We start from the raw sequence: 12,097 nt of genomic DNA, 5'->3' as shown, positions 1-12,097 counted from the left end.
GCCTGGCGAGCCTCTATGTGCTCCTCGAGTTCGTCTGGCAGGAGTGGGGGATCGACCAGGGGGAGCCTCGCTGCCCCGATCGGACCTTTGAGACATGGATCATCCCTCGGCGGGATCGCCCGACTGGTCGGCTGGAATGTAGGGGATCAGGCCCTTCTCGAAGGCCGCCACCTGGGCCTCTCTCGGGCATAGTCGGATGTCCGTCAGCAAGCCATTAACCTCCAGCATCCAGATTAATGGGTTATCGTCCATGCGGCCGGTAAGCGTCCAATCGGGGTCGAGGCGATGGACCTTCAGGAGATCCCGGATCGCTCTCAACTTGGCCGATCCGGTCGCCTCCGAGACCCCGAACCCCTCGTCGATGTCAGTCATCTTCATGTGGTGCGGCTGGCTTGGGTCGCCCAGGAAGTTCACCCAGCCGATGACCCGCACGATTCCGCTGGCCCACGACTCGGGCTTGCCGCCGGCCAGCGGCGAGGGACGCTTGCGCGCCAGCCTTCGGCACAATTCCCCGTACTCGTCGTCGAGGTGCTCCCGGCAGAAGGCGTCGGTCAGCCCCACGATCACGTCATGAGCCCGTCGGACCTTCTCCTTGGCCGAGGACTCGCCCCCGGATTTGACGGCCGACGTCGCCCGCTTCCTGGGTTTCGACTCCTCCTCGATCTCCCCTGCGCTTCCGGGGTCGAACGGCAGCCGGGTCACGATCCCGGACCGCTCTTTAGCCTCCTTGTAGCTCTCGTTGAGCCTCCGCTTGATCCCGCCGCCGAATCTGACGTTGTACGCCGTGACGAGCCCGTCGTAGACGATCCGGCCTCTGAACGGCAAAAGGGTCGTCTTGATCTTCCGAGGTAGGTCCGGCCCGATCACGACCTCGAACGGGTCGAAAAGGGCGACGACTCCGTAGGCCACGACCGGTTCCGCCGAGGTCAGGAAGACCATGTAGTCCCGGAGTGGGCGGAAGGCGTAGAAGGTTCCGGCGACGGCGTGCTTCCACGACCGGATGACGTCCAGGTCGCCGTCGTCGAGGCCGAACGGGTTCTCGGCGACGAAGGCGTCAATCAGGTCGAGGTGCTCCAGGAGTGCCTTGTGGACCTCGAGCCGGGCCTCCGGGGGGAGGCCCGAGTAGGCTTCGGGCGTGGCGATATCCCCAGGAACCAATTTGAGTTGCTAATTCACGAAGAACATCAGCAACCGGTGGAGCCGAAAGAAGAGATTGACTTCATCGAGCGCGAGCTGCATCCCGAGCCTCCCATCCGGCCGCCCACCGCCCCGGCATGGACGACACGATCACTGGTGCCGGCGTAGTTCCTCGTTGATCTCTTCGATGGAGAACGCCTCCGAATCGAATTCGCCCTACCACTCCAAGAACTCCTCGTGCGGCTCGTGCGCCAAGTCTCGGATGGACTTCGGCGAACGGATTGCAATCCCACGAGCCACCCACGTCCTCCGGCGGGCAAGCCCGCTTTCCGATAATATCGACCAGGTAGCCCCTCCCCTTCTCCGGCGACACCACCGACTCGACGATCACCTCGTGAGGCCAGTGGTCGCCTACCTGGCGATGGGACGAGGGTGGATTCGATGTCGACTTGTGGATGGTCACCACAAAGAAGGCAGCTCGACGCGAAACCGGCGAGCGGTCGGTCACGCACGGCCTCGCGTGCCGTCAGCTGGGAGCGGCTTTGAACCCGGCCTTGAGCAGGGCCTTATAGCCGGGCTTCAGGGGCCTGGCGTCGTAGCCGAGTTTCTTGAGGAGCTCGGCGGCATCGAGGGACCGCACGCCTGCCGCACAGTGACAATAAACGACCTTGTCCTTCGGTACCTTCTTGGCCAGGTCGTCGGGCTTGATGCCGGCTTCCAACTCGCTCAGGGGGAGCAGGCGGGCATCCTTGAGGTGGCCGGCGTCCCACTCCTCCTGCTCCCGCACGTCGAGAAGAACGGCCTTGTCGTCTGCGACCGCCGTCTTGACGTCTTGCGGCGTATCCTTGGTGTGCTCGGCCGCCCGAGCAAAAGACGGGGCGGCCGTCAGCCCGAAGATTGCCACCATAATTGGAAATGCCTTCTTCATAAATTCATCCTCCGTATTCAAGAGAGTGTTCCACGGCCCAAGAGCCGCGCGAGACGTCGTGCCAACCATGCCTGGCCAGACTGGAGCGGCCGATGCGCCAGGTTCGTGGCCGCTCGGTTAGCCGGCAGCGGTCCGATTCCAGGGCATGCGGGCCAGGAGCATCCCCATCCCGCACGTGTCCGTGACCCCGGCGAAGACCAAGCCCACCCCGACGAACGCCGACAGGCCGAGGAAGGCCGGGTGGACGAACGCCCCCAGCATCGTGCCGAGCGCCACCAGCGAGCCGGCGGCGATCCGCACCTGCCGTTCCAGGGACACCACTTTCTTGCCCCGCACCACGGAAAGCCCAGCCTGTTCCCAGGCGAGCGTGCCCCCCTCGACGTTGATCACATTGGTGTACCCGGCGGCGTGGAACGCCTCGCACGCCTGCCGCCCCCGACTCCCCGATCGACAGATCGTGTAGAGAGGTTCGTCCCTCGAGCCGTTGCGGGCTTCCATCACCTCCCCGGGGTCGAGCCGATCCAGCGGCACCGACCGTGCGGCCTCGGCGTGGACTTCTCTATACTCCACGGGGGTCCGCACGTCGATCAGATCGACGCCTCGCCCTTGCCGCCGCAAGTCCTCAAGCTCCTGCGGCGTGATCGTCCGGACGCTCATCTCTCCGTCCTCCAGGTCCCCCGGAAGCCCCTGCAACTCCTCGTCGGTGATCATTGCCTTATAGCGATGATCACCGGGGATTGGCTTCATAAGCTAACTCGTCCATCCGATGCGGTTTTCCGGTCCCTGCCTGGGGCCGTCTCCAGAGATGGGGGATCGCGATCGAATCTCGGCGAACTTCACCGCAAATCCCTCCAGTCCGGTAGGCCGCCCTTCATCCTCCTCGTCGCAGCCGCCGGGTTGAACGCCTCTGGGTCGAACTTCCGGCCGATCCACGACCGCATCTCTCGGTGCTGCTCGTGTTTGGGGTCGAGGATAGCTTCGAGGAAGTCCACGTACCCCCAGACGCCGCCCACGTCCTCCGGCGGGCAGGCCCGGGCTCCCTCCAGACAGATCGGATACCGCTTTCCCGACTCGGTCCCCGGGCGGCCCTCGAAGAGGATCTCGTGCATCCAGCCGTCCCCGAAGTCGTACTCGTACTCGAACCGAAACGGCTGGTCGCTTTTGGGTAAGATGTCGCTCAGCCGCGTCCGAGTAGAATCCTTGTACTGGAATTCCCCAAAATTTTCCTGCATCAGCATCGGGTCGCCATAGTGCGATTCGGCGATCCGGAAGTGGTGCAAGTGCGAGTTGGTCCAGCCCATCGCCGTCTGGATGTGCTCGTGGAGCTTGTCCAGCGTACAGTCAGCCACCTGGATACGTCGCCAGATCGGTGGGTCGGTGTCCAGCAGCGTGATCTTGAATTGGTAGACTTCGGCGTGAACAGAGGCGGATGCCGGCTCCGGCATCCTGACCCAGACCCACTCCGTCTTGATCCCCAACTCGGCCCTGACCTTGTAGTACAGCGGGTTGCTGATCTCTCCCGGATGCCCCGCCTTCGCCCATCGCCGATTGACCTGCGAATAGTCGAGGTTCGGGTTTCTGCCCAGGACTCTGCGGAGGAACTCCGATTTGGTTTCCTTCTTCTCACCTTTCTTCTTCGCCACAAGTCCCTCCCGATTCAATTCAGTCCCACGAGGTCGTTAACGTCCCCATTGTCGCCACTTCCGCGGCACAAGCCATGCCTCGGCGTGCCAGGCTCCACGCCCCGGCTGCTTTCGCCGTCATCGCATCGATTGTCCGCTTCGGCGACCACCTGGTTCAGCAGGTCGGCGACCTTGCCCGTCACCTTTTCGCGATCGACGAGGTCCGCATGGACCGCAAGTGCCAAAGAAGTCGTACTCGGCATGACACGTGTCACTGCGAAACCTGACCTGATCGCCGTCCTCGCCATTGCGAGTCCGCCACGCCGGGCGGCTCGCCTACGTCTTCGTGGATGGCAAGAGGGTAGCCGAGTTCCCCACGATGGGCGAGGCAGCCAGGCATGCCAGGTCGCTCACCAATGGCGGGTTCGAGGAACTGTCGGGCCAGCCCTGCAACGATTGACGAGGTGGTACACTTGCGGATGATTTGCCTCTCCATTTTCTGGCCGAAACGGAGCCAGATGCACCGCCGTCCCGGACGGGGCGGCGGTGTCTCCCAGGTCGTCACGCAAGGGCCTCCGGATGTGCCCCGGAGAGAGTGTTCACGTGCAGTACATCCTCTCGAAGCTCCGCTCCCTGCTCTCCCGTCCCGTCGGAGGGCCGCCCGAGCGGCCACCGGAGCAGGACTACGATTTCCGGTTCGACCAGATGCCGACTGCCCCTGCCGGCTTGCAGAACCTCAAGGTCGAGAGATTCGCTGACAGGGATGCTCTCCTGTTGACCGGATATGACGTGCCCCTGACGATCGATCAGACGAGGCTCGGGGATTCGCCGGCCAACATCGCCTGGTCCAGCCGTTGCCTCGGATGGGCGAGGAAGTATCACCACCTCGATGCGCCTCCCTCCCCGCCGGTCCGGCTGCACGGGGACAACGTGGTGCTGCTAGGCCGGGCGCTGCCCCTGCTCGTCCCGGACGGGGGCGAGGCGGCCCTGTGCGAGTGGCTGGGACGGTTCGGCTGGTCGGCCGACCGGGCGTTCTCGCTCTGGGAGGCATCGACCGACCGGCCGATCGAGGACGGCTACTTCCGCGGCATCAGGGCCGTAGTGACCGGATCGGAGCCGCAGGCGACCGACGATGGGCGACTGGGATGGATCCCATCCGACTCTGCCCCGGGGGGGCTGACGACCCGGCTGGCCCGATTCATGCGGGGCGAGTTGGAGCGTATCGGTGGCGATTCGAGCGACTGCGAGAATTACATCCGCAATTGCTACACGGCCGTACCGGAGGAGCAACTGGCCCACCCGGCGTTCGCCCTGGTCCAGTATCCGTTGTTCGATATGGGGAGCATCAGCATCGAGTTCGCCGGATCGATCCTGTCGCCGACGGAGCTGCGCCTCTGGAGCCGACCGGCCTACTTCCACAAGTGACGGCGCTCATGCCCGAGGTCGGGTCTGTCTCGCCTCCCGTCCGCCGGGGACGTAAGGGATCAGGCCCTCCCGGTACGCCGCCTCCTGGAACTCCCTGGGCATCTGCCGGACATCGACGATCAGCCCGTTGACTTCCAACATCCAGGCCATCGGGTTGTCGTCCATGCGGCCGGGCAGCGTCCAATCGGGGTCGAGGCGATGGACTTTCAGGTGATCCCGGATCGCTTTGGACTTGGCCGATCCGGTCGCCTCCGAGACCCCGAACCCCTCGTCGACGTCGGTCATCTTCAAGTGGTGCGGCTGGCTTGGGTCGCCCAGGAAGTTCACCCAGCCGATGACCCGCACGATTCCGCTGGCCCACGACTCGGGCTTGCCGCCGGCCAGCGGCGAGGGACGCTTGCGCGCCAGCTTCCCGGCCAGCCTTCGGCACAATTCCCCGTACTCGTCGTCGAGGTGCTCCCGGCAGAAGGCGTCGGTCAGCCCCACGATCACGTCATGAGCCCGTCGGGCCTTCTCCTTGGTCGAGGACTCGCCCCCGGATTTCCCGGCCGTCGTCGCCCGCTTCCTGGGTTTCGACTCCTCCTCGATCTCCCGTGCGCTTCCGGCGTCGAACGGCAGCCGGGTCACGATCCCGGACCGCTCCTTGGCCGCCTTGTAGCTCTCGTTGAGCCTCCGCTTGATCCCGCCGCCGAATCTGACGTTGTACGCCGTGACGAGCCCGTCGTAGACGATCCGGCCTCTGAACGGCAAGAGGGTCGTCTTGATCATCCGAGGTAGGTCCGGCCCGATCACGACCTCGAACGGGTCGAAAAGGGCGACGACTCCGTAGGCCACGACCGGTTCCGCCGAGGTCAGGAAGACCATGTAGTCCCGGAGTGGGCGGAAGGCGTAGAAGGTTCCGGCGACGGCGTGCTTCCACGACCGGATGACGTCCAGGTCGCCGTCGTCGAGGCCGAACGGGTTCTCGGCGACGAAGGCGTCGATCAGGTCGAGGTGCTCCAGGAGTGCCTTGTGGACCTCGAGCCGGGCCTCCGGGGGGAGGCCCGCGTAGGCTTCGGGCGTGGCGACCTCCTCGGGGACCAACTTAAGTTGCCGGTTCACGAAGAACATCAGCAACCGGTGGAGCCGAAAGAAGAGATTGACTTCATCGAGCGGGAGCTGCATCCCGAGCCTCCCATCCGGCCGCTCACCGCCCCGGCACGGGCGATGCGGTTACTGGTGCCGGCGTAGTTCCACATTGACCTCTTCGATGGAGAACGCCTCCGGGTCGAATTCGTCCTCCCACTCCAGATACTCCTCGTGCCGCTCGTGCTCCGGGTCTCGGATGGCCTCGGCGAACTCCATGTAGCCCCACGGCCCGCCCACGTCCTCCGGAGGGCAGGCCCGCTTTCCGCCGATGCACACCGGGTAGGTCATCCCCTCCTCCGGCGGCACGACCTTCTCGACGAGCACATCGTGCTGCCAGTTGTCGCCGAAGTCGTAGGTGTAGTGGATCTTCACCTTTCCCTCGGGGGCGAACCGTCCGAGCTTCGCCCTTCTGGCGTCCTTCCTGTCGGAGTCGAACATATCGCTGGAGTCAGAGTAATGCGAGCCGCCAACCTCGAAGTCGTACAGGTGGTGGCTTTCCCAACCCATCGCTATCTGAATAATCTCGTGCAGCTTCGCCAGCGAACAGTCGGGGACCAGCAGCCGCCGCCAGATCGGCGGCCTGATGTGCTTGAGCTTGACCTTCAGTTGGTAGACGGTGCCCGTCGCTTTCAACTTCGTCGCGTCCGTCCTTGCCGTATTCCTCGCGCCCTTCGGTGCGGGCCGCCTGGGTTCATCGCCCCGTTCTACTTCGGCGATCGCCTGGTCCAGCAGGTCGGCGACCTTGCCCGTCACCTTCAACAGAGTCACGACGTGCCTGCCCTCGGCGTCAAGCAGCGCCTCGGACAACGCCAGGCAGATGCGGGCCAGCTCGTCCATCATGAACGGGAACGTTTTGACGCCGGTCGAGGGAATGTCGAGCCGAACTTTCAATTCCCCGTCCAACCCAGGCCTGTCGATCAGGATCGCACGCTCGGAGCGGCTCAACTCGAGACAGACCTCATGGGCTCGACTTGCCGGGTGCTTCAGGGCCCCCTTTGCGAAGGTCGCCAGCATGCCGGCAGCATCGGACTTGCCCGGAGGGGGCACGTCCTCGGGTTGGCCTGACTTCTTCCGGGCCATGGCGTCTCTCCTGGTTCGGCTTACCAATCGTCGAGATCCGCATGAACCTCAAGGGTCCAGGAATACGTGGTCGTGGGCAGCAACCCGCTGGATGCTTGGCTGAAGGGGAAAGAACACGAGTGCGGGTAGGAGCCAGGGGATGCCCAGAGGGTTACATGGTAATCTACGTAGAATCTATCCCTGGTTCGCCGCTCGCGGTAGACCAGGAGAGGCAAAGCCGCGAGGGACGGCGAATCCCCCACATCATCGTGGAGCCGAGGAAGGATGACCAACGGGCGCTATCTCGAAGACTTCGCCCCCGGCCAGACGTTCGAGTCGGCCACGGTCGAGGTCGAGGCCGGGCGGATGAAGGACTTCGCCGGCGAGTTCGACCCGCAGCCGTTCCACATCGACGAGGAGGCTGCCGCCTCGAGCTTCTTCGGCGGGCTCGTGGCGAGCGGCTGGCACACCGCCGCACTCACCATGAAGCTGCTTGTCGGGTCGGAGCTCAATGTCGTCGGCGGCCTCATCGGCGCCGGGGTCGAGGAATTGAAGTGGCCTCGCCCCGTGCACCCAGGGGATACGCTCCACCTCCATGTCGCGGTCGAGGAGGTTCGCCCGTCGCAGTCTCGGCCCGACCGCGGCATCATCATGCTCCGCACCACGACCCTCAACCAGGACGATCAGCCCGTCATGTCGGCCTTGATCCGCGCAGTCGCCCCACGTCGACCGGCCTGAAGACGAGATCCTAATTCCGGGCTACTCTCCCAGCTCTCACGCCGGGTCGGCGACATTCCTCGGCTTGTCCTCCGATCCACTCCGGACGACAATAAGAGGAGCAGTCTCCCAACAAACCCGGGGGAATCTCCTCATGGCCACGTCTCCGACCGCCGCGCCCCAGACCCTGGCCGATCTGCTCGAGCAACTCGGCGACATCTCCCCTCGCCGGGTGATGCTCCGCCCCGCCCCCGGGACCGCCACAGAACACGACGTGATTGACATCAGTGTGCGAAACAAACGTCTCTGCGAGTTAATCGACGGGGTCCTCGTGGAGAAAGCGATGAGATTCACCGAATCCACGCTTGCCGCCCTCCTGACCTACTTCCTGGTCGGATTCAACCGGGAACACGACATGGGGATCGTCGCCGGTGCTGACGGGATGCTCGGCCTCGCGCCCGGCCTGGTGCGCATCCCGGACGTTTCCTTCGTCTCCTGGGATCGCCTCCCCGGACGCCGGATCCCCTCCGAGCCGATCCCGACGCTCGTCCCCGACCTGGCCGTCGAGGTGCTCAGCAAGGGCAATACGGCTCGGGAGATGACCCGAAAGCTCGACGACTATTTCGCCGCGGGAGTCCGGCTCGTTTGGTGCATCGACCCCAAACATCGCACCTTGGACGTCTACACCGCCCCGGACCAAGCGACGGTGCTCGAAGAGCGTGAGCTCCTCACGGGCGGTACGGTGCTCCCAGGATTCCTCCTACCCTTGAGTGAACTGTTTCATCGGACGCCCTGAACACGATTACAAGCCCGAAGCGCAAGCGAGTGAATTCTTCTGAAAAATCTCGAAGAAGATTCAGTCGCTTGCGCTTCGGGCTTTTATCGGCGTGATAGGACTTACGCATGGGAATAATCTTCGGACAGAAGTCGATCGGCTTGACTCCTTCCACAGGCGTAGGTTACGAATTTTTCGGCTTACCGAATAGCCTCTTAGTTTAGTCATTTCCATCGCGATGATCTATATCTCGCCTCTCCCGATCTGAATTAAGATCAAATTTCGCTCATGTTTCGAGTTAGGGCGGAAGTTGGATCCGAAATACCACCATAGAGGATGGCTTCCCCTCGGCCACAAGGCGGGCATCGACTCGATCGACATATCCACGGGAACCGTCAGAGAGGGAGAGACATTGCGGGCGGCGATCGGAGAGGAGTCTCCTTCCTCGTCTTTCCCTTCGATCTCCCCTTTGCGAGCAATTGCAGACCAATCCTCCTCGCTGGTGTTAACCGTCCGGCCAAACCAGCCATGGTCATGGGAGCCGCCCCATCGCTCCGGCCGTGACATGCCCGTCGTGCGGGGCTCGGCCGCCAGAGGACGACGAACCCGGGCCATACCGCCTGGAGAGAAGAGAAAATTGAGACGCGATGCCCCCGGGTCGCCTCTTATCCTGGAGCAGACGGCGATCACCGCCGTCGTGCGGTTCCGATTCGAGGAGATCGACGGCGATGGCAAGCAGCCAAGCGATGGGCGAGACCTTGAGGCTCCTCCGTGATCTCTTCGGCGATGGCACGGCCGTCGGGCTCGGCGACGCACAGATCTTGAGCCGCTACGCCGCCACGCGCGACGAGTCGGCGTTCGCGGTCCTGGTCGCCCGGCACGGCCCGATGGTCCTGGCCACCTGCCGCGCCATCTTGACCGACGAACACGATGTCGAGGATGCCTTTCAGGCGACATTCCTCGTCCTGGCGAGGAAGGCCCGGTCGGTGCGAGGCGGTGATGCGTTGGGCGGCTGGCTGCACCGCGTCGCCTATCGCGCGTCGATCCGAGCCCGAGGCGCGGCACGTCGCCGGCGTCACATCGAGGCGGAGGCAGCCGCGATGACTCCACTCCATTCCGTATCCACCGCCGTCGCGACCGACGTCGCCGAGATCGTCAACCAGGAGGTCGACCGGTTGCCCGAGAAGCACCGGTTGCCGGTGGTCCTCTGTGACCTGGAAGGCCTGACCTACGAGCAGGCCGCCGGGCATTTACGCTGGACGGTGCCGACCCTGCGATGCCGGCTGGCGAAGGCCCGGCGACAGTTGCAGGGCCGCCTGGTACGCCGAGGCATCACGGCGACCGGTCTTGCGATGGTCCTTGCCGAACGAGCGAGCGAGGCCAAGGCGGCCCTCCCCCTGGCGTTGGCGAGCGCGACGATCGCCGCAGCGACCGGCGAGACGGCCTCGATCACCGTCGCCGCGCTCTCGGCCGCAATCCTTCGTAGCCTCTTCCTGAGCAAGCTGAGGCTCGTCTCGGCGGGCGTCCTGGCTTCGATCGTGCTGGCAACGGCCTGCACCGTCGCGGTCATCTCCGGAGCCGACAAGCCCGGGGTGCAGCCGAGTCAGGGCAATGCCGGCCCGCCCGGCCCGGGGATCGAGGGCCGAATCCTCGACCTCGAAGGCCGGCCCGTCGCCGGCGCCCGAGTCGAGATCGCAAGCCTCTACTCGGCCCCGGACGGCGACCTCGGCCGCTGGCTGGATCGCGCCGGAGATCGCGGGATCCAATATCCCTCGGAGGGCCTCGCGGCGGGGGGCCTGCCCGTCGTCCAGGCCCGGATAACGCCGGACGCGGGCGTCCCCACCGACGTCGATGGTCGCTTCCGCCTGGCAGGCGTCGGCATGAATCAACTCGCGATGATCCGAGTCAGCGGGCCGACGATCGCCACGACCGACCTCTACGCCAGGGGTGGCGACGGGGCCGAAGTCCGCGCCACGGTCCACCAAGGGCTGAAGCCAAGCCAGGTCGTCTTCCACGCCCGGCGGTTCGATCACGCCGTCGCGCCAACCCGGCCGATCCAGGGGGTCGTCCGCGACCTCGACAGCGGACGGCCCATCGCCGGGGTCGCCCTCGGCGCCGCGGTCTACAAGGAGCACGACTTGATCCCGCTCCAAGGCATCGTGGCCACGAGCAATGGCCAGGGTCAATATCGCCTCGCCGGGTTGCCTCAGTCGCCCGCCTATCGCATCTTCGTCGAGCCGGCTCCGGGCCAGCCTTATCCCAAAGCGACCTTCCTCGCCTCGGCCGACGGCCCGGCGTTCGAACCCGTGACGTTCGACTTCGCGCTGAAGCGAGGCATCCTGATCCGGGGGAAGGTGACCGACAAGTCGACCGGCCGCCCCGTCCAGTTTTCCGTAGACTCTTACACATTCATAGACAACCCAAACGTTCGCGAGTTTCCGGGCTACCGCGAGAGCCCGCTATCCCGCTACTTCAGCACAAGAGATGGCCGATACGAGGCCGTGGCCCTGCCCGGCCGCGTGCTGATCGGCGTGCTGACCGGTAGCCATATGAATCGCTATCGGCGATCCGCCGGTGCCCGATCGATCAAGGGGTACGATCCCCAGATGATGGGCTACTCGACTTATCCCCAATTCTGCTCTGCCGACACCTACAACACATTGGCCGAGATCGACCTCGACCCGAAGGCCGAGACGGCGACTCTGGACCTCCAGGTCGACTCCGGGCACACGATCGTGGTGACGCCGGTCGATCCCGAAGGACGACCGATCGCCGGTACCGTCGCCTCGGGCGTCAATGATCAGATCTTCGGGACCGCATATCCGCAGAACTCGACCAGCATCGAGATCATCGGGCTCGACCCGTCAAGGCCGCGGCGGGTGACCGTCGCGCACCGCGGACGGAGTCTCATCGGCTCGGTCTACCTCACGGGAGACGAGTCCGGCCCCTTGACGATCCGGCTCCAGCCCTGGGGCACCATCGTCGGCCGCATCGTCACCGACGAAGGTCGGCCGCGCGGTGGACTCGCGCTCTCGAGCACCGATGGCTTGTATCCGAAGCGGCCGGCCGAGCAGGGTATCCTGCCCGACGGTGACACCGGCGGCGGCCTCCGGATCGGCCACGACGGCCGCTTCCGCGTCGAAGGCCTCGTCCCCGGACTGAAGTACGGCGGGTTCGCCTCGGCCGGGTTCAACGACGGCGGCGAATTGTTCCACGACGTGACCGTCGCGCCCGGCGAGTTCAAGGACCTCGGTGACCTGAAAATCATCCCGCTCCGGCAAAATCACTAGTGCCTGCCAGTTGGCG

At 64.8% G+C, this 12,097-nt stretch carries 11 protein-coding genes; 4 read left to right on the top strand and 7 right to left on the bottom strand.

Going from position 1 to position 12,097, the window contains the following annotated elements; translation table 11 throughout:
- Positions 1–99: 99 nt before the first annotated feature.
- The 5 genes from ACYOEI_RS13215 to ACYOEI_RS13195 form a co-directional block, all read right to left on the bottom strand.
- Positions 100–1,158 (bottom strand): DUF6398 domain-containing protein, encoded by a 1,059-nt coding sequence (locus ACYOEI_RS13215; protein ID WP_462849968.1) that lies wholly within the window; start codon positions 1,156–1,158, stop codon positions 100–102.
- 61 nt (positions 1,159–1,219) lie between these two features.
- Positions 1,220–1,600: an IS1096 element passenger TnpR family protein gene (locus tag ACYOEI_RS13210; protein ID WP_462850209.1), complete on the bottom strand. Its 381-nt coding sequence runs from the start codon at positions 1,598–1,600 to the stop codon at positions 1,220–1,222.
- Between the two features lie 63 nt (positions 1,601–1,663).
- A complete protein-coding gene (locus ACYOEI_RS13205) occupies positions 1,664–2,065 on the bottom strand; it encodes a rhodanese-like domain-containing protein (RefSeq protein ID WP_462849967.1) in 402 nt (133 codons plus the stop codon).
- A gap of 117 nt (positions 2,066–2,182) precedes the next feature.
- Positions 2,183–2,722 carry a rhodanese-like domain-containing protein gene (locus ACYOEI_RS13200; RefSeq protein WP_462850208.1) on the bottom strand — a complete coding sequence of 180 codons (540 nt, stop codon included), beginning with the start codon at positions 2,720–2,722 and terminating at the stop codon, positions 2,183–2,185.
- 179 nt (positions 2,723–2,901) lie between these two features.
- Positions 2,902–3,708 (bottom strand): plasmid pRiA4b ORF-3 family protein, encoded by an 807-nt coding sequence (locus ACYOEI_RS13195; RefSeq protein WP_462849966.1) that lies wholly within the window; start codon positions 3,706–3,708, stop codon positions 2,902–2,904.
- A gap of 582 nt (positions 3,709–4,290) precedes the next feature.
- Between ACYOEI_RS13195 and ACYOEI_RS13190 the strand changes: the two genes are divergently transcribed.
- Entirely contained in the window at positions 4,291–5,112 is an 822-nt protein-coding gene (locus tag ACYOEI_RS13190; protein ID WP_462849965.1) for a hypothetical protein, read from the top strand.
- Positions 5,113–5,118: 6 nt separating this feature from the next.
- Here the strand turns inward: ACYOEI_RS13190 and ACYOEI_RS13185 are convergent, their stop codons facing one another.
- On the bottom strand, positions 5,119–6,276 hold the full coding sequence (locus ACYOEI_RS13185) for a DUF6398 domain-containing protein (RefSeq protein WP_462849964.1): 1,158 nt from the start codon (positions 6,274–6,276) through the stop codon (positions 5,119–5,121).
- Positions 6,277–6,324: 48 nt separating this feature from the next.
- Positions 6,325–7,320 carry a plasmid pRiA4b ORF-3 family protein gene (locus tag ACYOEI_RS13180; protein ID WP_462849963.1) on the bottom strand — a complete coding sequence of 332 codons (996 nt, stop codon included), beginning with the start codon at positions 7,318–7,320 and terminating at the stop codon, positions 6,325–6,327.
- Between the two features lie 264 nt (positions 7,321–7,584).
- Between ACYOEI_RS13180 and ACYOEI_RS13175 the strand changes: the two genes are divergently transcribed.
- The 3 genes from ACYOEI_RS13175 to ACYOEI_RS13165 all read left to right on the top strand — a co-directional run bounded on the left by ACYOEI_RS13175 (position 7,585) and on the right by ACYOEI_RS13165 (position 12,081).
- Positions 7,585–8,037, top strand: coding sequence for a MaoC family dehydratase (locus ACYOEI_RS13175; RefSeq protein WP_462849962.1), 453 nt, complete (start codon positions 7,585–7,587; stop codon positions 8,035–8,037).
- A gap of 133 nt (positions 8,038–8,170) precedes the next feature.
- Positions 8,171–8,812, top strand: coding sequence for a Uma2 family endonuclease (locus ACYOEI_RS13170; protein ID WP_462849961.1), 642 nt, complete (start codon positions 8,171–8,173; stop codon positions 8,810–8,812).
- Positions 8,813–9,519: 707 nt separating this feature from the next.
- Positions 9,520–12,081 (top strand): RNA polymerase sigma factor, encoded by a 2,562-nt coding sequence (locus ACYOEI_RS13165; RefSeq protein ID WP_462849960.1) that lies wholly within the window; start codon positions 9,520–9,522, stop codon positions 12,079–12,081.
- Positions 12,082–12,097 lie beyond the last annotated feature (16 nt).

The sequence above is a fragment of the Singulisphaera rosea genome, from assembly GCF_054877945.1.
This window is presented reverse-complemented; position numbering and strand designations above follow the sequence as displayed.